This window comes from Pseudomonas sp. Seg1, from assembly GCF_018326005.1.
Classification (GTDB): Bacteria; Pseudomonadota; Gammaproteobacteria; order Pseudomonadales; family Pseudomonadaceae; genus Aquipseudomonas.
This window is the reverse complement of the sequence record NZ_AP021903.1, coordinates 6,565,827-6,586,931: the sequence shown is the minus strand read 5'-3', so window position 1 is coordinate 6,586,931 and position 21,105 is coordinate 6,565,827. Positions and strand designations below refer to the sequence as shown.

The following is a 21,105-nucleotide window of genomic DNA, read 5'->3' as shown; positions in this document are numbered from 1 at the left end:
AGGACGACGGTGTCAGCGAGCGTAGATTGGCGTGGTATTGCATACGTTTCAGCCAAGCGTAAATCGTGCAGCGGACCGGCAGGTTTTTCTTCGAGACGCGCGAGTTGAATTACCGCATGGGTCGTTCTGTGAAGCCTGACTTAATAAGACGTTCGCGCGTCGCGCACCTGCAGCCGTTGAGTAGATTTACAGAACCAAGGCCGATTCAACGACTGCGCTGCAGTACTCGATTATTCGCTTGTAAGCACCTTTTACGGGCCGCGCTCTCGTGAGTTGAGGAGCGAAACTGCTTATTTATAAAGCGTATTAAAGTCAGGTTTAGTGCGGATCCAGCTCGATAAGTATAGGAAAAGCGCCACTACCCCGATCCGTGTTGTGTGACGCGTAAGCGCAGCCTTCGTGTGTTGGTTGGAGAATGTCATGCGCCAATCCGCGAATCACCCTAAATCAAATACCAATCAACTAATACGACAAAAAACCGCCAAAGCACGCCGAGATAAATTTGATTAATTGAAGCTAAAAGGTGGATGTCAATTTTATGGCGTATTTGCAAGCGAAATAAGACGAGAGGCTCCCTTTGGTGCCAGCTGATCGTTGATCGTTATTTGATTTGTGCCTATAGTGCTTCTAGACCAAGGGGGAACAATATGACGGCCGGCAACGTTCTTATGGAACTGCTCCAAAATCCGAAGGAACCACTGGGCCTGAGTCGGCACTCAGGCGCCATCCTCGCCGATTGGCTCGAGGAAGCCATGCTTAGCGCCTCACGCCAAAAATCAGGTGAAATCCACGATGCAATAGTTCAACTCTATCAGAGCGCATTAACCCGTTGCTCTGCTGATGTTCAGCTTGCTGTCCAAGCCGCTAGCAAAGAGGATTTCTCGCATAGAGAAGCGTATCAAATGGGAATGCTTAGCCTTGCCCAACTTTTGGCAGCGCAGGGGTTGGATCGAAAAGTTAGTGCTGAATTTAATGAATCTTTGAATGATCCGGCAAATGTATTATATATAAATGCATTATTTGAGCAGCCACTTAGCAATAAAGTGCTTTCTAAAGTTGTAGGCCAAACCGAAGAAAACGTCAGCCGTAAGCTAAGAAAATTTAGAGAATTGGGAATTACGACATCTAAAAAAGTCGGAACAACTGTGATTAATTCTCTTTCTGCGACAGCTCGACAAATGCATGAAGAGCGCAGACTGCAAGGAAGTATAGATGCGGCGGTACCAAAGGTTTCGAGGGATAGTGCCTTAGTTGCACTTGCGAGCAAGAAGGACTCTTCCCAGCCGTTTATGCAACGCCAAATTGCTTTCAGTCGTTCCGCCAGTAATCGTGCTGAGAGAATGTCAGCATGATTGAATCAAAAATTGTAACTTTTTACTCCTATAAAGGCGGCGTTGGACGAACTATGAGTCTCGCCAACGTCGCGTTTTTAGCTTCGTTGGACAGCTACAGAGTTCTAGTCATGGACTGGGACATGGAAGCGCCAGGGCTAGCTTACTATTTTCGGGGGCTTCACGACGGAGCGGAAGCTAAGGCCTTAAAAAATACGCGAGGATTGCTAAATATTTTTTGGGATTGGAGTGCGGCTGCCGAGCAGGCGCGCAGCTCTGAGGATGTAGAGTTACTTTTTGATAAGGCGAGCTCAGGTGAAATCTTTCAAGAGTGTGTTAAACCTCTAATTGGTCCAGGGCTTTTCGACAAAAAAATTAAGCTTGACTATATTAGTGCTGGCGGATTGACGGTAGGAAAAGAGCAGTTTTTTTATGAGGATGCACTCTCTAAGTTTTCCTGGGGAGACTTTTTTGATAAGTATGCAGGTGGAGCCCTACTTGAACATTTAAAGACATGGGCAAAATCGAAATACGATTTAATTCTTATTGATAGTCGTACAGGTTTTGCAGATGTTGCGGGTATTTGTACAATGCAAATGCCCGACGAAGTTGCACTATGTTTTGTTCTAAATCGTCAAAATATCGATGGTATAGCACGTGTTGCTTCTGCAATAAGAGAGCGAAGGGAAGAAGAGGTTTCTCTCAGAGCAGTACCTATGCGGATGCGTGTTGTTGGTACTGAATCTTCTGAGGTGAGCGACGCCAAGGCGCGCGCGGTTAGTGAATTGGTGCGGGTTGGAGGTTTTTCCAATCTTGCGATTCAAGAAGATATAAAAAATTTGGCAATACCTGCTATTGATAGTATTCCATCCTATGAAACTCTAGCTCCATTTGTTGCTACTGATCCAAAATTCGACCAATTGACTTTGAATTACGCGAAGTTAGCAAGTGAGCTTATAGGACAGGACGTTAATATTCCAACTATAAAAGCCGAAACAATAGACTTGGTAAAGCGCAGACTATTGCCTCGGCATGCGACTGAAGAGTTTCTAGAGAACCTTGCGACCCGTGACTCCGAGTCGGCAGTTGCCGAGCTACAGCAGCTTACTCAAAGCGCTCAAGAGCTGATTGTAAATGAAGAGTATCTTGATCCAGACTATGTAAAAGCATTAGTTCATGCGTGCGATAACGTAGCTGAAAATCTAAACGATCTAGCTGAAACAATATCAATCAAAATGGCCGCGGTGGATCTGCTTCGGGCTATTGGTAGCGTTGAACCAGAAGTATGGAATCTCACTCTTGAGAGTAAACTTTCTGAAGTCGTAGACTTTCACGGATACATGCTCGAGCATGAAGTTCAATTGGCGCTGCTCGAGGAGCTCGATATTATTTTAGCCGGTTACTCCTCGATCAACTTAAAATTTCGACGTATAGAGCATAGACGTAAGGCTGCATGGATCTATGTTGAAATGAAGAAGGTTGAAGCAGTCAAGACTACGATAGGAGAAATTATCGCCCTCAGCAAAGATTTAATGGGACATAAACTTGCCCAAGACCAGATAGCTGAAACTGTCGCGATCGATGTTGATGTTTTTCGACTTAAAGCCGAAATTGAAATTCAGTTGGGGAGTTATCAAGCTGCACGAAATTATTTAATTCAATCCCTTGGCTTGATTAAGAGCTATACGTCAAGTAATAGCGCGACAAATGCTCTATCAAGACTGAAGTTTAATATTCATATTAGATTTACCGAGCTTCCTAGGCCTTTTTTGAGCGTGCGAGAAGCCGCAGAGCACGCGGTTGAAGCTGCTGCAAGCGGGTCATCCGTTCAAAGGATAGTTCTTCGTTTTATAACTTTGAGTAGAGTGGTAATTGAGAGCGGTAGCGACGCGTTGACAGTAAAGTTCTGTGCGGCCTTATTCGGGGGGGAAAGCAGAGCTAGGGTTCAACTTGGTAACTATTATGGGCGCTACCCAGAGGAAGCTTTAGACTTCTTCAAAATAGCTCGTGAATTGGTTTCAGTTGTCATTAAGCATGAAGATCGGGCACGCTCATTTGTAATATGTACATCCTTTTCTGAGGCGGCGTCGCTCGTAGTCAAAGGTCTCATTCGCCGTCGACATAGTATAAAAGAAGAAGACTGGACATTATTGATGAATGAGTTTGACTTGCTTTCTACACTATTTGATCGTGTGGGGGTACATATAGAAGCGCATAACAGCGTGATAGAGAATCGCCTATTTGTGCGAGGGCATAGACACGATAGCAGCCCCCGCGAGGATGATTGAATAATGCCTTCTCCCGCTGACTTATTCATGGAAAATTGGGAGCTCGCGCGCAAGTGGAGTGGTCCCGATGTGCAAAACTTTAAAACGCCCTGTGCGGAATTTAAGCGCGCCGTTGATGAATCGATATTAATTCCTAGTGCTTCAGACTCTTATGAAGCGCTAAAGAATTTACAGCGTGGAGACGACCCCTCCGTTCTGAACGGCAGAATAATGCATATTCTTGCGGCGATAGACGATTTTTTTGAGATCGTTCATCCCAGAACGTTGAACCGAAGTAAGTTGTTTGATCGAATTCCGTTATCGCACTGGATGAGAAAAGTTGTTCTTGACCGATTAGATAATGGGGCATTTAGTTCTTCGCCGAGTCATCAATTGGTTCCAAGGGGGCCCTTACTTCGCTCCCCTCGGGGGGATTTCGCATCAAGTGCCTATTCATTCCTCGATCAATTCGCATTCCTGACGGTAGTAAGATCAGAGTTACTGGTTGATGAGCGACCAATTCGAGTGAGCACGCTTGCCAAAGATCGCTCTCTTAGTCAAGGTCTTGGGTTGGCGCCTAGTTCGAGTGGTTCGGAGAAAGTAGCATTTATCCCTATAGCTCAATTAGATGAGCATTTGGACGTAGAAAGATCAGAGCGAAATGGCCATGCCTATATTGACTTCAAGCTCAGCGAGGATATTGATGCGGCTGCGGTAATTGATTCCGTACTTTGTGACATTGGTTACGCAGATATAGTCATGTCCGCGGAGTTGATGGTGGATGCTCACGCTGCGGATAGACTTAGGCCGCTAATCGCCGCCAAACCTGGCCGTACTCGGATTCTGCTCGCTGGTTCTGGCAATACGCTCGATACTCGAGATGGCTTACCTTGGAATGAAACTCGCGTATTCAATGGTTCCGGTGTTGAGCTTTGGCGCCAGAGAAAAATTTGGCAGGCTGGATTAGACACGGCTCGCTCTGAAGATCTTGGGCTTGTTCCCGGCAGCAACGGTCGGCTCATGGAGCATAATCATGCGGGTGACGAAGTTGTTGTCGCTGATTTAGATGGATTCGGACGATGCGTTGTACTCATTTGCCAAGATATTAAATCCAGCCCGTTGGCGTCTCAGCTAATCAAACTTTATCAGCCTGATTGGGTTTTTGTTCCAATTTTAGATTGGGGAACCGGCATAGCGCGCTGGGCGCATGTTGAGGCATTTCATTTGAGCGATTTATCTCCAGCCAGATTTTTGATCGCCAGCAGCTTATCAATGGTGGAGAAACTGAAAAAGGTGGAACAACCTTGCGGGTTAGCTATTGGGCCAAAAGATTCGACTGAGGAAAGCCCAGGGCGTGAATGCGCAACCGCTTACGCAAAAACATCGCCTCACGGCTTCGGTATGGTCGAGTGGCAGACTGGCTGGGGTAAGAGTGCTTTGAAATATGAACCGAAAAAATGAGCTCGAATAGGCTGTGTTGTTTTCCCCAATCACGCTTAATTTAATGTCTCTAGCTTCTTACGACTTAGTTTTGCGATGCTGCTGCAGTTAGTTAAAAGGGGAAATACGGAGGATCCTGCGTGGCTGCCAAGGAGCACCGCGGAGGCGTCCAAGTCCGCGGCGACCTTGAACCCCTCAATGAGTGCTCGATAGACAATCGCACTTTACTATGCTCACCTCTACGTTAACTCGATTCGTGATCGCGATTGTCGCACTTAAGCTCCTGGTCGTCTTTGCCTTACTCAGCAAGGAGGCGGGCGTCGGGTAGAGGGCCATCATGACGCACTGCTGCTTGACGGTCGCTGAACCACTGCAATAAAAGCATCTGCAGTTTCGAACCCAAGAAACGCTAAAGCCAAGCATAAGTCAAAAGACTGATAACCGGATCTATTGTCTTTAAAGTCCATGCCGAAAATTTTACTTATATCACTACGATATGAGTTATAGCCGTGAAAGTAATTTTTGTAACTGAGTTTAATATATTTGCTGTACAGTTTTTCGTCTACCACTACTGCGCTATAAGCCGAACCACGAAAGTCGAAGAGGTCTCTAACGAAGACAGCATAGTCTTGCTGCCATGCTTCAGAGTTGGATGTTTCTAGTGAAAATGAGTCACTGCAAGCTATAAAGTCCGAGAGGTTGTGGGAGCTGACGGCTAAACTACATGTTGGGCACCGGGCCTGGAGGTAGCTTGCGTGCTTATGGCAAAATTTTACGGACTTGGGCAGATGGCAAACATGTATGTACGGAGAGCCATATTTTTCGGCGTCTTCTACGACGCATGTAGTACATATTTTCCAAGTGCTCGCCGGTGCGTAGGTCGCAGAGCTAGGCGATCGACCAAGAACGGAATACAGCGGATATAGAGTATTCTCTTGGAGTACTTCCGTTGAAAGTCCGTGATCTTCGATTAACTTGGGGAGAATAAACTCCCATTTCCCGTAACGTGTGCTCCGTTTCACAACTCTGATCTTAAAATCGAATTTTCTGCAGTTAATTATCCCTTGAATCTCTTTTCCTCGACGCAACGCCGATGCGATAAATTCACCAGGGAACGGAGCGTAGATCACGTTGGAACCTATCAGAATTAGAGGTGCAATACTGGAGTACCGGTGTTTCACCTTACAAGATCTTTTTCAGGAAGCAGGAGAGCTCATGTTAATTGACGGTACTTAGCTACTCTTGTCATGCCGAGCTCGTCTAGTGATACGCGCTCGAAGTCGAACCCCCGCTTACGTTTCAACGGCGCAAGGGCGCTTTCGCTAAGTTGGCAAAGCTGTGCGTACTGCTCGAGGAGGCTTGGCTCCTAGCTCATAGGAATAGCGTCCATCAATATGGGTAGATTAACTCCCAGTATGACGAGGTAGCATAGGACAGCGCCACTAGGAAATCCGCGCCAGAGCGGTGACTAAATCCAGATTATTGATTAACGTGGAGAGTGCGATATGCCAAGCTTGGCAAGACGCGGAGAAGGTCCGTCCGATTCCAGTGACCCAGTAATGATTTTCCTCACACTGATAAACCCAGCTGGCTACGACCAATTTTTGCTGGGTTGTTCGCAAAAGCCAAGCACATCTTCGGCAAATTGATCTAGAGAACTGTGGGTGCTTCGTCCTAGCCGATCCAGCCAGAACCCTCGCATCCCGAACGCAGTTGGTCCATCGCAATCGCTCACTTTAGAATCCCCAATCATCCAGACTTCTGCTGGCACAGCCGATACAGCATGCACAGTTTGACTGTATATCTTGAACGAGGGCTTCACGGCGCCTACCTCAAAGCTGTAGGAGTATCCATCGAGTGTTGGATAAAGTCGTTCAATGGCTGCGGCGTAGGGTTTCGCGAGATTTGAACAGACCGCTACCTTAACGCCCGCATCTTGCAGCAGTCGTACTGCTTGAATGCCATCGGCGTAGGCTTGAATTTCGGCAAGTTCGCGGCTGAGGTCTGAGTCCAAGCAAACCATCACGGCTGGATCGACACTAATCCCAAAAAAATCAGCAGCCTGGCGCAAGTCCATAGGCAAAGATAGGATGCATTCCCCATCGTGTGGCTGAGGACGGCGACCCTGCTCAATCCCAATTTTAAGGATTTTTCGATAAGGGTTACTACCTTTGCTGATCTTGATGAGGGTACCGAAGGCGTCGAAGATAACTGCGGAAATGGGCATAAAAACACCGGCTCATGAAAAGATGCTCGCGGCAGTCATCTATTCGCCAGGGCGGATGCCGACATGCCTTACAAAAGGACGTTTCCATACAATTTGGAAAAGGTCAGCCTATTCCGAACATTCATCCGCCAAGCCGTTTGTGACTTTACCTGCCAAAGGCCCAGCAGGCTCTAGCGATAGTGTGCATGCCGTCAATCGATCAAGCAGGTGAATATCCATGCGATTGGACTTAGCTACAACCCGCCTCAAGTTCTCGATGCAAGCTGTAGCAGCTGTCTTCGACCGGTTAAGGGTAAAGCGTTTGCGTTCCCCACTCATAAATCAGACCTCCGATCAGCCGACAGATAGCTAGAGCACCTACAAAACGCTGGATCTCTGAGACTGGCTCCCTACGGCTACAATCTTCGTATTGGTCTCGCGCATGGTCAAGGATATGACGAAATCCCACGCGGCCGCGCCACAACTACCGCGCCTACTGTGCAACTCTGTGTGGAGCGATGTAGGTATAGGGATCCCCTATAGGAGGAGCTGAGCCGGATCGTTCCCCGAGACCTTTTCGCATACCTCAAAAAATAGTCCATCCTCCCCGATAGAAAGACGGAAGTCCCGTCCCGCCCCCTGCGGGGGCTAGCCGTATGCGTCACTTTTCGTTCGGAATACTTGCGGGTGAAGCCCGCTGCACTCTTAGAGTGTCGCATCGGATCCGACATCTTTTGCCTGTGACAATCTTTATTCTTCTCAATTGAGGCAGATTTCCGAGTTTTGTTCTTTTTGTGACATTCTTTATTTGGCTGAGGTTCGTTGAGAACTCTGCTGCAGCCCGCTAATTCCAGTGGGGGCTGTGACAACCTTTATTTTTAATACACAGCACAAAATAATCGCAGCTTCGGCTGCGATTTTTGTATCTGACTCGAGGGCCTCCATGGACCGCTTCCAGGAAATGCAGATCTTCGCCGCCGTTGCTCAGGAGCAAGGTTTCTCCGCAGCAGCGCGGCGCCTCGGTTTTTCGGCGGCCAGTGTCACTCGGGCGGTGGCGGCGCTGGAGCAGCGGATCGGCACGCATTTGCTGGTGCGGACCACGCGCAGCGTGCACCTCACCGAAGCCGGTCAGCGTTATCTGGAAGACTGTCGCCGAATTCTTGCCGAGGTGCAGGAGGCCGAGGATTCGGCGGCGGGCAGTCATGCCGAGCCGCGGGGGCAATTGACGGTCACGGCGCCGGTGTTGTTCGGTGATTTGTTTGTGACGCCGGTGATGGCGAATTATCTCGCGCAGTATCCGGATGTCACGATCAACGCCGTACTGGTGGATCGGATCGTCAACATGGTCGAGGAGGGCATCGATGTCGCGGTGCGCATCGGTGATCTGCCGGACAGCAATCAGCACGCGATTCGTGTGGGTGAGGTGCGCCGGGTCATTTGCGGCTCGCCGAAATACTTTGCCGAGCGTGGTCGGCCGGTTCATCCCCACTCGTTGGCGGGAGCGCCAGTGGTGGCGACTTCGGCGATTGGTCAACAACGCAGTTGGCCGTTTCTCGACGGTGGCGAGCCGCTCGGTGTGCGTCCTGAACCGCGTTTGATCGTGACCGCCAATCAGGCTGCGATCACGGCTGCTTGCATGGGCTTGGGTTTGACCCGGGTGTTGTCCTATCAAGTGGCGAGTCAGGTGGCTGCCGGTGAGCTGGAAATCGTCCTCGCAGAATTCGAACTGCCGCCGTTGCCGATTCATGTCGTCTATCAGGGCGGGCGCAAGGCCCCGGCGCGAATCCGCAGTTTTGTCGATTTCACGGTCAACGCGTTGCGCGAACATCCTGCTTTGAAAAATGCTTCGTTATTGCACCCACTGAAATAATTGATTGCGCTTGATGGTGATTCTGTTGTTTTGGCGAACAGAGGAAGATGGCCCTCATTGGCGCTCTCATCCCCGCAGCGGCGCCCCTGTTCAGCGGAGTCGACCATGCAAGCGATCAAACTCTACAACTTTCCACGTTCCGGCCACGCCCACCGTGTCGAGCTGATGTTGTCCCTGCTGCAACTGCCGACCGAGCTGATCTTCGTCGATCTCGCCAAAGGCGAGCACAAACAGCCCGCTTACCTCGCAATCAACAGTTTCGGCCAGGTGCCAGCCATTGATGACAATGGCGTGGTGCTCGCCGACTCCAACGCGATTCTGGTGTATCTGGCGCAGAAATATGGCCACGGTCGTTGGCTGCCAACTGATCCGGTCTGTGCCGCACGGGTACAGCGCTGGTTGTCGGCCGCCGCCGGACCGATCGCTTTCGGGCCAGCCGCTGCGCGATTGGTCACGGTGTTTGGTGCACAACTGAACGCGCAAGAGGCGATCACTCGTGCGCACAACCTGCTCAAGGTAATGGACGCCGAGTTAAGCACAATCCGGTATCTGGCCGGCGACGAACCGACCATCGCCGACGTTTCCGCCTACAGTTACATCGCCCACGCGCCGGAGGGCAACGTTTCGCTGGATGACTACGCGAACGTGCGTGCCTGGCTTGCCCGGGTTGAAGCCTTGCCGAATTTTGTCGGCATGCCGCGCACCGTCGCGGGTTTGCAAACCGCAGTCTGATTCCCGCATTCCACACTGTGCCGACGGCGCAGGGGAGAGGTCGTGATGGAACGTTCACCGTGGCACGCTGGCGAGCAACAACTGCAAGCACATGTCGGCGTTGCCGAACGCATGGAAGAATTCGGCCGTAAGGTGATTCGCACCTGGATGCCGGACCAGCACCGCGAGTTCTATCAGCAATTGCCGTTCATGCTCTACGGCGCGGTCGATGCTGAAGGTCGTCCGTGGGCCAGCGTGCTCGAAGGCGCGCCGGGGTTTGCCCATTCACCGGACCCTGAGCATTTGCACTTCGCCACGCTCCCCACTGCCGATGATCCGGCGCTGTTGCGCAACGGCGAGCCTATCGGTCTGCTCGGCATCGAACTGCACACCCGTCGGCGCAATCGCCTCAACGGGCATGTCGGCGATTTGAATGGCGGCGGTTTCACCCTGAGCGTCGATCAGGCGTTCGGCAACTGTCCGCAGTACATTCAGCTTCGGCAGTTTCAGCGGGTACCGCTCAGCGATCCGCAGACGCGTCCATCTCAGCATCTCGACAGGCTCGACGACGCGGCCACAGCCCTGATTGCAGGCGCCGACACGTTCTTCGTAGCCAGTTACGTGGATGTCGAAGGCCAGCGTTCGGTGGATGTTTCCCATCGGGGCGGTCAGCCTGGTTTCGTCCGGGTGGAGGGCAATCGTCTGACCATTCCGGATTTTGCCGGCAACCTGCACTTCAACACCCTCGGCAATCTGCTGCTCAACCCCAAGGCCGGCCTGCTGTTCATCGACTTTTCCACAGGCGATCTGCTGCAACTCAGCGGGCGTACCGAGATCATTCTGGAAGGGCCGCAGATCGAGGCGTTTCAGGGCGCGGAACGGCTGTGGACATTCGAGGTGGAAAAACTGGTGCGCCGCCCGGCGGCACTGGCCTTGCGCTGGCGCTTCGACGGCATGTCGCCGACCAGTCTGTTGACCGGCAATTGGGCCGAGGCCGACGCGCGTTTGCAGGCACAGGCGTTGGGCAATCGCTGGCGGCCATTGCGGGTGGCGAAGATCGACATGGAAAGTCGCCACATCCGTTCGATCTATCTGGAGCCGGACGATGGCGCCGGTTTACCGGTGTTTCAGGCTGGCCAGCACTTGCCCCTGCGTTTCACCCTCGATGGCGAGGTGCACATTCGCACCTACAGTCTGTCGAGTGCGCCGTCGGACGGTTTTTACCGCATCAGCGTGAAGCGCGAAGGGCGGATTTCCACGCACTTGCATGAGCAGATTCGTGTCGGCGATGTCCTCGAAGCACGAGCGCCGCAAGGGCATTTCACCGTGGCGCCACTGGAGCGTCGGCCGTTGGTGCTGCTGGCCGCCGGGGTCGGCATCACACCGTTGCTGTCGATGTTGCGCGAGGTGGTGTATCAAGGCCTGCGCACTCGACGGATTCGTCCGACGTGGCTGGTTCAGAGTTCACGCAGCCTCGCCGAGCAACCGTTTCGCCAAGAGCTGGATCGTTTGCTGGAGGAGGCGGGTGATGCCGTGCGGGTCTTGCGTCTGCTGAGTCAGCCGGAAGTGGATGCACACCAAGGCGAGGATTTTGATCGGCAGGGGCGCATCGACGCCGACCTGTTGAGGAATCTGCTGGAGGTTGCGGATTACGATCAGATCGATTTCGTCCTCTGCGGCCCCGGCGGTTTTACCCAAGGGCTTTACGACAGCTTGCGCGAGCTGGACGTCAGCGATCGGCAGATCCACGCGGAAACTTTTGGCCCGTCGACACTCAAGCGTCGGCCCGACCCGGACGCCAATGTGCTCGAGCAGCCGCCCGCTGCCACCACGTCTGTGCCGGTGGTGTTCGAACGCTCGGCGAAGGAGGCGCGTTGGCAACCGGACGGCGGCAGTCTGCTGGAACTGGCGGAAAGCCGTGGGTTGCGCCCGGAGTTCAGTTGCCGGGGTGGTTCATGCGGCACCTGCAAGACCCGACTGGTCAGCGGTGCGGTGAATTATCCACAGCCTCCGGCGGATATTCCGGAAGCGGGGCATGTGCTGATTTGCTGTGCGGTGCCAGCCCAAAGCGACCAAACGCTGGTGCTGGACCTATGAACTGCCGATCTCCATTCGGCATAAAAACCCTGTGGGAGCGGGCTTGCCCGCGATGGCGTCGGGAAATCCAACATCTATCTCGGCTGACATACCGCAATCGCGGGCAAGCCTGCTCCCACAGGGACAGTGGTGGACAGGGGTCAGGCGTAGGAGAGGGATTTTTCCTCCAGCAATTCCTGGTACAGCTCCGTCCACTTGCGGCCCATTTCATCGGCTGTGAATAACTGCCGATAGCGCGCCTCGGCCTTTACCCCCATCTCTGCCGCGCGCAGCGGGTTTTCCCACAAGGTGCGCATGGCTTCGCGGAACGCCTGTGGATTACTCGGTGGCACCACCAGCCCGGTTTCGTTGTGGATATTGATGTAGCTGGTGCCGGTGCCGATTTCGCTGGAGATCATCGGTTTGCCGTACATCGCGCCTTCGAGCAGGGAGATGCCGAACGCCTCGGAACGCAGGTGGGACGGGAACACAATGGCGTAGCTCAATTGCAGCAGCGCCACTTTGTCTTCATCGCCCAGGCGTCCGAGGAAATGAATGTTGCGCAGCCCCAGCGCCGAAGCCTGGGCATGCAGTTCCCGTTCAAGCGGACCGGCGCCGACGATGACCACCGGGTAATCAATATCCTTCAGTGCATCGAGCAGGATGTGCAGGCCTTTGTAGTAGCGCATCACCCCGACAAACAGGAAAAACTTATCCCCAAGCTGCTGGCGCCAGCGGTTCATCCGCTCGGTGTCCGCCTGTGGATAACCTGATTTGTTCAAGCCGTAGGGAATGACCCGGGTCTTGTTCTGGAATTGCTGCAATACATCGCTGGTGTGCAGGTAATTGGGTGAGGCAGCGACGATGCGGTCGGCGCTGGCGAGGAAGCGATTCATCAGAGGCCGATAGAGTTTGAGCAGGTGTTTCTGGCGAATGATGTCGGAGTGGTAAGTCACCACGCTTGGCTTGTTCATGCCACTGGCGAAATGCACCAGATCCATGAACGGCCAAGGGAAGTGGTAATTGACCACATCGGCTGCAGCGGCCAACTCGCGAAACTGTTTGAACACGCTCCAGGAAAATCCGGTGGAGGCGAACTGGATGTCGAGTTTCGCCCGGTGCACTTCGTGTTGCCCCAGTTGCACGACGGCGGGCGTCGGGTCGGCGCTGAGGGTCAGCACCTGACCGTCGATGCCGTGCTGGGCGCCGCTTTCGCACAGTTGGAAGATCACTTGTTCGATGCCGCCGACCGAATCAGGCAGGTACGTCTTGAAAAAATGAAGAACGCGCATTCAACCTCCCATGGCCTGTCGGTAGGCACCGGCCGTGGCCTGTGCACAACGCTTCCAGGAAAAAAATCGTGCCTGCTGCAATCCGGCTTCGCGGCATGCCTGCCAGTGCGTCTGATCGTCGATCAGGCGAGTCATCACGTCGCGCAAGCCGTCCGCATCGTCAGGGTCAATATAGTTGCCAGCGGCCCCCGCCACTTCCGGCATGGCCGAAGAGCGTGTGGTCACTACCGGTGTGCCGCTGGCCATCGCCTCCAGTACCGGCAGGCCGAAGCCTTCGTACAGCGAAGGAAAAATCAGTGCCCGGGCGCCAGCGAGCAATTGCGCCACGTGCTCGTCGGGCAGATAACCGAGCAGGCACACATGGCCGCTGGCCAGTGCCTGGCGCAACGGTTCACTGAACTGCTCACGCTGCCAACCGGCCATGCCGACGATCAGCAACGGAAAGCGCTCGCGCACGGCTTCCGGCAGCAAGGCATGGGCGCGCAAGGCCAGACTCAGGTTCTTGCGCGGCTCCAGCGTACCGACACACAGGAAATACCCGCGCGCCTCGACGGCATGCGCCTTGAGCACCTTGTCGATGCTGTTTGCCTCGCGGGGATGGAAGCGTTCGGCGACACCCAATGGCGCCACGACGAAGCGCTCGGCGGGCAGCCCGAAATGTGCTTGAGCTTCGTCGGCAATCGCCTGCGAGTCCGTCAGGATCAGACGCGCCTGCTGTACCCCGACGGCCAATCGCCGCTCGATTTCCTTGAGCCGTGCCGGTGGCTGAGTCTCGGGAAAATGCAGGTGGGTCAGATCGTGCAGGGTGATCACGGTCGGGCCGTCAAAGGCCAGCGGCCACAGGCTCGGCTCGTGATACAGATCGATGCCCCGCGCGCGGCCCTGATCGAAGCGTTTCTGTTCCAGCCAACGGCGTGCCTGGTAAGCCCCGGGAATCTGCCGCAGCAGTGGCGTCAAACGCGAATAACCGGGCATGGCCGCTTCTGGCAACGCCGAACTCCAGCCCCAGCCGTGAAACAGATTTACTTCAACATCAGGTTCGTTGTGCAGGGCGTTGACCAGCTCAGCGACGTAGTGGCCGATGCCAGTGCGCGGCGCCTGGAGAATCCGCGCGTTAAGAGCAATGCGCATGCTGACTCTGCGGGCCGACCGCTGCGGGGTTCACATTGCGCTCGATGCGCTCGACCAGCTGCGCACTCGCTTCGCGCCAGCTCAACCAGCGCCATTGGTCCAGGCTGAGAGGGGCAGGAAATACCTCGCTGCGTTCCATGCCGGTGACCAGATCGGTCAGGCTCTGCGGGTTGGCCAAATCGAAGTAGGCCATGTAGTCGCCGCCGATTTCGCGGAACACCGGAATGTCACTGCCCATCGCCGGCAAGCCGCGCTGCATCGCCTCCACCAGCGGCAGGCCGAAACCTTCGACGTGGGACGGGAACACCAGCGCCGTCGCGTGGGAGTAGGCGTGTTCGAGGCTTCTGTCCGACAGCGAGTTGTACATGAACAAGCGCCGGTTCAGTTCGGGATGCAGGCGGATGCGCTCGATCAACGCCTCGCACTTCCAGCCGATCTTGCCGACGATGCATAACCGCGCTTTCGACCCCGCAGCCCAGGCGCGTTCAAACGCATCCAGCAGATAAGCATGGTTCTTGCGCGGCTCGATGGTGCTGACCATGAGGAATACCGGATCCGCCGTTTTGAACAGACGTAACAAGCCGCGATCGACCTCGGCGTCGGGGTCGCTCAGATCCAGCTCTGAACCGAGGTGGAAGTGATCGAACCAGCGTTGCGCGACCTGTTGCGGGCCGATGCGCCGCAGCATTTCCTCGCGCACCTGATCGCGGATAGTGGTCGAGATCGCCACGTAGCCATCGGCCGTGCGGGCGATCCAGTCGAACCAGTCGTTGAATACCTTGACCAGCCCGGCATCGCAGAACTGCGGATGGGTCAGCGGGATCAAGTCGTAGATCACCGAAACGATACCGACCCCTTCACGCTTGAGTTGCTCGGCCAAAGGGAAAAAGTTGGCGTGCCAGGACGAGTCGAGCAGCACCAGTTGATCACCGGCCCGATGCTGCAACGGCACGCAGCGCTCGGGGATCTGTTTGCCCTTGAGTGCTCGCCCGAGCAAGCGCATCGGCAGGCTGAAACAGGCGAAGGCGGTGAGCCGGCAACCGACGTACAACACGCGACGAGCGAAGTGCGACTGAGTGAACGGGCGCCGCCGCTCCAAGGCTCGGTGGCGCAACCAGAAGGCATTGGCCCACTGTTCGAGTTTCACCCGCAGACCGATCAGATCGAGCTTCAGCGATTTCAGCGGGGCCAGACTCTTAACCTGATACAGGCCACCGTCGATCATCACCACCGGAATGCATTCAAGGTGCTCGTCGGCTGCGGGCAGTTGCTGGATGACGTTGCGCACCACACGCTGGATACCCGAATTGGCGCTGGGGTGTTCAAAGACGTAAGTGCATTCCACCAACAGTCGCGTCATTTCGAGATCTCTCTGTCGGGCAGGGGCGCGAGGTGTTCCCCGGAACGGCTGATTTCAGTTTGCGCTTGCAGCCAGGCGCAGCCGACAAAGTCTTCCTGACGGTTGTTGATGACGTGGAAGATCAAACCGAAGTCGCGCCATTCGAAGTTGCGATCCAGATGCGAATCCAGACGCGACAGGCTCAGTGCGACCGAATAACTGCCCTTGCCCAGGCACATGTCAAAAGCGAAGCGGAAGGTCACGCGCTCGCCGGCACTCAGATCGATGACCGGTTTATCGAGGCGATGGGTATTGATGCCGTAAATCGCCTGACCCAGACGATCCTTGATCATGAAGCCGAGAATCAGCCGTTCGATGTCTTTGCGCACTTCGGTCTGTACTTCCAGCACCACAGGCTGGCCGACTTCCGCGACTTCGAGGCTGCGGCCCTGGGCATCGAGCAGGCGGACACTGACGATCCCCGCTTCCCCGGTGCCGGAAATGGTTTGTACCTGCCCATTGGCCAGCATCTCCTGACGCACGATCTGGCCTTCGCGCTGGGCGAGCATGGCGTTGTAGTAGTCCATGACCTCTTCGGGTTTGCCGCGCATCGCCAGACGCCCGTTTTCCAGCAGGATCGCGGTGTCGCAGATCGACTGGATGGCCGAGCGGTCGTGGGAGACGATCAGCAGGGTGGTCCCGGCCTTGCGGAAGCTGCGGATGCGTTCGAAGCTTTTGTGCTGGAAATAGGCATCGCCCACCGACAACGCTTCGTCGACGATCAGGATATCCGGGCGGCGCGCGGTGGCGACACTGAACGCCAGGCGCATCTGCATGCCACTGGAATAGGTGCGCACCGGCTGATCGATGGCCTCGCCGATCTCGGCAAAACTTTCGATCTGCGGCATCAGCGCCTCGATCTCTTCTACCTGCATGCCCAATAACTGGCCGGCCATGAACGCGTTCTGGCGACCGGTAAAGTCAGGATGAAAACCCATGCCCAGTTCCAGCAGGGCAGCGACTCGACCTTGCAGTTGAATCTGGCCGCGAGTCGGTTGGGTGGTGCCGGTGATCATCTTCAGCAACGTGCTTTTGCCCGCGCCGTTGACGCCGACGATGCCCACGGCTTCGCCCGCTTGAATCTCGAAATCGATGTCCTGCAAGACCCAGTGCAAGTGATGCCTGGGCCGGGAAAACGGCACCATCCATTCGAGCAGGCGGCTCCAGCGATTGGGGTACTGCTTGTAGGCCTTGGCCAGGCCACTGACACGTATGTTCCCCATCAGAGTTCGTCCACCATTTCACCAATACGTTGGCGGAACAGGCGCAGCGCCATGGCGCAGAACAGCAGGCCGATGATCAGTAGCGGCACCAGCGACGGCCAGTTCGGCCACTGGTTATAGAGGAACACGTTCTGGTAACTGGTCATCAGCGCCGTCATCGGGTTGAGGCTGATCAGGTGCTGGATGCCTGGCGGCAGAATCGACAGCGGGTACACGATCGGTGTCAGCCAGAACCAGAATTGCAGGCAGATACCGAACATCTGCCCGACATCGCGGAAGAACACGTTGAGGATGCCGAGGATCATCCCCAGTCCGGCGGCAAAGATCACTTGCACGATCAGCAGTGGTATCAGCGCCAGCAACGCCATGCCGGGCATACGCCCGCTGATCAGCAGAAAACCGAAAAACAGCGCGAGGATGATCGCGAAGTTGATCCCGGCATTGAACAACGCAATCACCGGCAGGCAGATACGCGGGAAGCTGATTTTCTTCAGCAGGTTGGCGTTTTCCAGAAACATGCTCTGGCTGCGCGAGGTGATTTCCGCAAACAGCCCCCAGGTCAGCAGGCCCGCACACAGGTACACGCTGTAGGCCAGACCGTCATCCACACCTGGCAGGCGTGCGCGCATGATCTGGGAAAAGATCACCGTGTACACGACGATCATCGACAACGGATTGAGCACGGTCCACAGCGCACCGAACAACGAATTGCGATAACGCGCCTGAAACTCCCGCTTGACGCTACCGAGGATGAATCCACGGTAGCTGCGCAGCGAGCGGTACAAGGAAAGCAGCATTCAGGCCGTCCTGCCGTAATCGTCTTCGAAGCGCACGATGTCGTCTTCACCCAGGTATTCGCCGCTCTGCACTTCGATGATCACCAGATCGATGACGCCGGGGTTTTCCAGGCGATGCCGGTGTCCGGCGGCAATGAACGTCGATTCGTTCTTGGCCACCAGATGCGTGCCGGCGCCGTTGTTGGTGACCTTGGCCATGCCTTCGACCACCACCCAGTGTTCGTTGCGGTGATGGTGCATCTGCAGGGACAACTTGCCGCCGGGCTTGACCACGATGCGCTTGATCTTGAAGCGCGGACCTTCCTCCAGCACGGTGTAGGTGCCCCACGGACGGCTGACCGTACGATGCAGGCGATAGGCTTCGTGGGATTTGTCCTTGAGCTGTTTGGCCACCCGCCGCACATCCTGTGCGCGGTCGGCGTGGGCCACCAGCACGGCGTCGGCGGTGTCGACGATGATCAGGTTATCGACACCGACAGCGGCGACCAGGCGGCCTTCGCTCTGGACGAAATTGTTGTGGCTGTCGATGAAAATCGCTTCACCGCTGGCGCGGTTGTTGTCGGCATCCGCCGGCACCAACGCGGCCACCGCGCCCCATGAGCCGATATCGCTCCAGTCGAAACCGGCGGGCACTACCACGACTTTTTCCGAACGCTCCATCAGCGCGTAGTCGATGGAGATGTCAGTGATCTCGGCGAACAGCGCCGGCGACAGTTCCTGTTGCAGGCAGCCGACGGTTTCCACCGGAGCGCTGGCGGCCATGCACGCGCGGGTCTGTTCCAGCAACTCAGGTGCATGCAATTGCAGTTCGGCGATCACGGTGGCGGTGGCGAAGCAGAACATCCCCGAGTTCCACAGGAAGTTACCGCTCTCCAGGTAGTGTGTGGCGGTGTCCAGGTCGGGTTTTTCCACAAAGCGCTGCACTTTCGCTGCGCCTTTGGCGTCCAGTGGCGCACCGGTCTCGATGTAGCCGAAGCCGGTTTCCGGGGCGGTCGGCAGCACGCCGAACGTCACCAGATAACCGTCCTTCGCCAGATTGACGGCGTGCTCGACCGCTGTTTTCAGTGCGTTCTGATTAACGATCAAATGGTCGGCCGGCATCACCACCATGATCGCGTCGTCGCCGTGCAGCGCTTGCAGTGACAGCGCGGCGGCGGCGATGGCCGGGGCGGTGTTGCGCCCGCTCGGCTCCAGCAGGAAGTGCCCGCGATGGCGCGATACGTGGGCAGCGCAATAGTGATCCTTGCTCTGGAAGTAGTACTCGCGGTTGGTCACCGTGACGATGTCGCCCCAGCCGTCCAGCAATGCGGCGGCACGCTGATAGGTCTTGCCCAGCAGCGACTGGCCGTCGGGCAGGGTCATGAACGGCTTGGGATGGCCCTCGCGGGACACCGGCCACAAACGGGTGCCGGCACCGCCGGACAGAATCACGGGGATCAGCATGGCCTACTCCTTGGCGACGCGTTTCATGTCCGCATCCATCATCATGCGGATCAAGGTATCCAGGTCGGTCTTCGGCTTCCAGCCCAGCACGCGCTGAGCCTTGGCCGGATTGCCGAGCAGCACTTCGACTTCGGCCGGACGGAAGAAGGCCGGGTCGATCTTCACGTAATCGCGGTAGTTGAGGCCGACGTGATCGAAGGCGATACGGCACATCTCGCGCACCGTGGTGGTGACGCCGGTGGCGACGACGAAATCGTCAGGCTTGTCCTGTTGCAGCATCAGCCACATGGCTTCGACGTAGTCGCCGGCAAAACCCCAATCGCGTTTTGCGTCGATGTTGCCCAGGGCCAGCTCCTGCTGCTTGCCTTGCTTGATGCGGGCGGCGGCGTCGGTGACTTTGCGGGTGACGAACTCGATGCCGCGCAGTGGCGATTCATGGTTGAAGAGGATGCCGCTGCTGGCATGCAGGTTGAAACTTTCGCGGTAGTTGACGGTGATCCAGTGGCCGTACAGCTTGGCCACGCCGTACGGGCTGCGCGGGTAGAACGGCGTGTTTTCGTCCTGCTGCTCAGCCTGAATCAGACCGAACATTTCACTGGTCGACGCCTGATAGAAGCGGGTATGCGGGCTGAACTGGCGGATCGCTTCGAGCAAGTGAGTAACGCCCAGGCCATCGACAATGCCGGTGGTTACCGGCTGATTCCACGACGCGGCGACGAAACTCTGCGCCGCCAGGTTATAGATTTCGTCCGGAGTCGATTGAATGACTGCACGTTGGACCGAGCAGGCATCGGCCATGTCACCGTCCAGATAGACGATGTCGGCCTCGACGCCCATTTCGCGCAGACGCCAGCGCGAATCGCTGCTGCGCCGAGCCACGAAGCCATAAACCTTGTAGCCCTTGTCGAGCAACAATTTGGCCAGATACGCGCCGTCCTGACCGGTGATCCCTGTGATCAATGCACTTTTTGTCATTCTTGTCGTACTCGCGTCTCCCAGTCGGACAGGATCGCCCGCAGGGATTGTTGTGTAGTGATGTCTGGCGCCCAGCCGGTGGTGTTGGCCAGTTTTGCGTGGCTGCCGCAAACGCGGCGTTGATCGGCGCGACGCATGCGCGCCGGGTCCTGAACCAGTTGCATCTCGACTTCGGCCAGGTCCGCCAACTGTTCAATGAGGCTGCGAATGCTTTGCTCGCGTCCCGAGCAGATGTTGTAGACCTGCCCCGGTTGGCCTTTTTCAAGCAGCGTGAAGTAGGCCGAGACCACATCGCCGACATCGAGGAAGTCGCGCGTGACATCGATGTCACCGACTTCCAGTTGTGGCGTTTGCAGACCCTGCTTGATGCGAATGATCTGGCGGGCGGCGCTGGCGATGACAAAGCTGTCTTTCTGCCCGGCGCCGATATGGTTGAACGGGCGCGCCACCAGCACCGGCCAGTGTTCGCTCAGGCCCCATTGCAGGCTGAGAAATTCCGCCGCGAGTTTGCTCACCGCATAAGGGTTGCGCGGGCAGGGCGGTTGTTGCTCGGTGATTGGAAGATCGTGCTCAGCCACTTGGCCGTAAACGTCGCCGGAGCTGACATACAGGAAGGTGCCGGTAAAGCCGCGAGCCTTGAGGGCCTGCAACAGATTGAGAGTGCCGAACAGATTGATGTCGAGGGTGCGGGCCGGATCACGAAAGGCTTCGGGGACAAAGGTCTGCCCGGCCAGATGAATGACCGCGTCGGGCAATTGCGGCCAGAGATCGACGAGGCTGTCGGCATTCGTGAGGTCGTAGGGCGAAGCGACAGGCAGCAACTCCCAAGACGAATCAGGTACTGCCAGACGTGCCTGGATATGGTGTCCCACGAATCCGCTAAGACCCGTGACGAACAGACGCTTTTTCAAACAGCGACCCCTTGGTCTTGAACTTGCGCCACT

Annotated in this window: 15 protein-coding genes; 6 read left to right on the top strand and 9 right to left on the bottom strand. The window is 55.8% G+C overall.

Features of this window, described 5'->3' with window-relative positions; all coding sequences use genetic code 11:
- The first annotated feature begins 668 nt into the window (after positions 1 to 668).
- From KI231_RS29725 to KI231_RS29715, 3 genes are read left to right on the top strand one after another with little or no spacing between them, the layout of a single operon-like run.
- The gene (locus KI231_RS29725) at positions 669 to 1,352 is read left to right on the top strand and encodes a helix-turn-helix domain-containing protein (RefSeq protein ID WP_213027072.1); all 684 of its coding nucleotides are present in this window, start codon (positions 669 to 671) and stop codon (positions 1,350 to 1,352) included.
- Positions 1,349 to 3,619 (top strand): KGGVGR-motif variant AAA ATPase, encoded by a 2,271-nt coding sequence (locus KI231_RS29720; RefSeq protein WP_213027071.1) that lies wholly within the window; start codon positions 1,349 to 1,351, stop codon positions 3,617 to 3,619. Before KI231_RS29725 ends, KI231_RS29720 begins: the two co-directional genes overlap by 4 nt.
- Positions 3,620 to 3,622: 3 nt before the next feature.
- Positions 3,623 to 5,059 carry a hypothetical protein gene (locus tag KI231_RS29715; RefSeq protein WP_213027070.1) on the top strand — a complete coding sequence of 479 codons (1,437 nt, stop codon included), beginning with the start codon at positions 3,623 to 3,625 and terminating at the stop codon, positions 5,057 to 5,059.
- Between the two features lie 1,570 nt (positions 5,060 to 6,629).
- Here the strand turns inward: KI231_RS29715 and KI231_RS29705 are convergent.
- On the bottom strand, positions 6,630 to 7,265 hold the full coding sequence (locus KI231_RS29705; protein ID WP_213027068.1) for an HAD family hydrolase: 636 nt from the start codon (positions 7,263 to 7,265) through the stop codon (positions 6,630 to 6,632).
- Between the two features lie 922 nt (positions 7,266 to 8,187).
- Between KI231_RS29705 and KI231_RS29700 the strand changes: the two genes are divergently transcribed.
- The 3 genes from KI231_RS29700 to KI231_RS29690 all read left to right on the top strand — a co-directional run bounded on the left by KI231_RS29700 (position 8,188) and on the right by KI231_RS29690 (position 11,922).
- Positions 8,188 to 9,114, top strand: a complete 927-nt coding sequence (locus tag KI231_RS29700; protein ID WP_213027067.1) for a LysR family transcriptional regulator — start codon at positions 8,188 to 8,190, stop codon at positions 9,112 to 9,114.
- A 105-nt stretch (positions 9,115 to 9,219) separates the two neighbouring features.
- Positions 9,220 to 9,846 carry a glutathione S-transferase family protein gene (locus KI231_RS29695; RefSeq protein ID WP_213027066.1) on the top strand — a complete coding sequence of 209 codons (627 nt, stop codon included), beginning with the start codon at positions 9,220 to 9,222 and terminating at the stop codon, positions 9,844 to 9,846.
- Between the two features lie 45 nt (positions 9,847 to 9,891).
- Positions 9,892 to 11,922: a 2Fe-2S iron-sulfur cluster-binding protein gene (locus KI231_RS29690; RefSeq protein WP_213027065.1), complete on the top strand. Its 2,031-nt coding sequence runs from the start codon at positions 9,892 to 9,894 to the stop codon at positions 11,920 to 11,922.
- 140 nt (positions 11,923 to 12,062) lie between these two features.
- On the opposite strand, the gene KI231_RS29685 is transcribed toward KI231_RS29690, so the two are convergent.
- Genes KI231_RS29685 through KI231_RS29650 form a run of 8 tightly spaced genes read right to left on the bottom strand, consistent with a single transcriptional unit; the run spans position 12,063 to position 21,072 of the window.
- Positions 12,063 to 13,193: a glycosyltransferase family 4 protein gene (locus tag KI231_RS29685; protein WP_213027064.1), complete on the bottom strand. Its 1,131-nt coding sequence runs from the start codon at positions 13,191 to 13,193 to the stop codon at positions 12,063 to 12,065.
- The gene (locus KI231_RS29680; RefSeq protein ID WP_213027063.1) at positions 13,194 to 14,324 is read right to left on the bottom strand and encodes a glycosyltransferase family 4 protein; all 1,131 of its coding nucleotides are present in this window, start codon (positions 14,322 to 14,324) and stop codon (positions 13,194 to 13,196) included. It abuts the gene before it with no gap.
- Entirely contained in the window at positions 14,308 to 15,684 is a 1,377-nt protein-coding gene (locus tag KI231_RS29675) for a glycosyltransferase family 4 protein (protein WP_213027062.1), read from the bottom strand. Before KI231_RS29675 ends, KI231_RS29680 begins: the two co-directional genes overlap by 17 nt.
- A complete protein-coding gene (locus KI231_RS29670) occupies positions 15,681 to 16,946 on the bottom strand; it encodes an ABC transporter ATP-binding protein (RefSeq protein WP_213027061.1) in 1,266 nt (421 codons plus the stop codon). Before KI231_RS29670 ends, KI231_RS29675 begins: the two co-directional genes overlap by 4 nt.
- Positions 16,946 to 17,743 carry an ABC transporter permease gene (locus KI231_RS29665; protein ID WP_103302830.1) on the bottom strand — a complete coding sequence of 266 codons (798 nt, stop codon included), beginning with the start codon at positions 17,741 to 17,743 and terminating at the stop codon, positions 16,946 to 16,948. Before KI231_RS29665 ends, KI231_RS29670 begins: the two co-directional genes overlap by 1 nt.
- Positions 17,744 to 19,186 carry a mannose-1-phosphate guanylyltransferase/mannose-6-phosphate isomerase gene (locus KI231_RS29660; protein WP_213027060.1) on the bottom strand — a complete coding sequence of 481 codons (1,443 nt, stop codon included), beginning with the start codon at positions 19,184 to 19,186 and terminating at the stop codon, positions 17,744 to 17,746. It abuts the gene before it with no gap.
- Between the two features lie 3 nt (positions 19,187 to 19,189).
- Complete coding sequence (gmd, locus tag KI231_RS29655; protein WP_103302826.1) at positions 19,190 to 20,161, bottom strand: GDP-mannose 4,6-dehydratase; 972 nt, start codon at positions 20,159 to 20,161, stop codon at positions 19,190 to 19,192.
- Entirely contained in the window at positions 20,158 to 21,072 is a 915-nt protein-coding gene (locus tag KI231_RS29650; RefSeq protein WP_213027059.1) for a GDP-mannose 4,6-dehydratase, read from the bottom strand. Before KI231_RS29650 ends, gmd begins: the two co-directional genes overlap by 4 nt.
- Positions 21,073 to 21,105 lie beyond the last annotated feature (33 nt).

Coding starts and splice junctions, on each gene's coding strand:
- KI231_RS29725 (WP_213027072.1), top strand. CDS start 669: ATGGAACTGCTCCAAAATCCGAAGGAACCACTGGGCCTGAGTCGGCAC.
- KI231_RS29720 (WP_213027071.1), top strand. CDS start 1,349: ATGATTGAATCAAAAATTGTAACTTTTTACTCCTATAAAGGCGGCGTT.
- KI231_RS29715 (WP_213027070.1), top strand. CDS start 3,623: ATGCCTTCTCCCGCTGACTTATTCATGGAAAATTGGGAGCTCGCGCGC.
- KI231_RS29705 (WP_213027068.1), bottom strand. CDS start 7,265: ATGCCCATTTCCGCAGTTATCTTCGACGCCTTCGGTACCCTCATCAAG.
- KI231_RS29700 (WP_213027067.1), top strand. CDS start 8,188: ATGGACCGCTTCCAGGAAATGCAGATCTTCGCCGCCGTTGCTCAGGAG.
- KI231_RS29695 (WP_213027066.1), top strand. CDS start 9,220: ATGCAAGCGATCAAACTCTACAACTTTCCACGTTCCGGCCACGCCCAC.
- KI231_RS29690 (WP_213027065.1), top strand. CDS start 9,892: ATGGAACGTTCACCGTGGCACGCTGGCGAGCAACAACTGCAAGCACAT.
- KI231_RS29685 (WP_213027064.1), bottom strand. CDS start 13,193: ATGCGCGTTCTTCATTTTTTCAAGACGTACCTGCCTGATTCGGTCGGC.
- KI231_RS29680 (WP_213027063.1), bottom strand. CDS start 14,324: ATGCGCATTGCTCTTAACGCGCGGATTCTCCAGGCGCCGCGCACTGGC.
- KI231_RS29675 (WP_213027062.1), bottom strand. CDS start 15,684: ATGACGCGACTGTTGGTGGAATGCACTTACGTCTTTGAACACCCCAGC.
- KI231_RS29670 (WP_213027061.1), bottom strand. CDS start 16,946: ATGGGGAACATACGTGTCAGTGGCCTGGCCAAGGCCTACAAGCAGTAC.
- KI231_RS29665 (WP_103302830.1), bottom strand. CDS start 17,743: ATGCTGCTTTCCTTGTACCGCTCGCTGCGCAGCTACCGTGGATTCATC.
- KI231_RS29660 (WP_213027060.1), bottom strand. CDS start 19,186: ATGCTGATCCCCGTGATTCTGTCCGGCGGTGCCGGCACCCGTTTGTGG.
- gmd (WP_103302826.1), bottom strand. CDS start 20,161: ATGACAAAAAGTGCATTGATCACAGGGATCACCGGTCAGGACGGCGCG.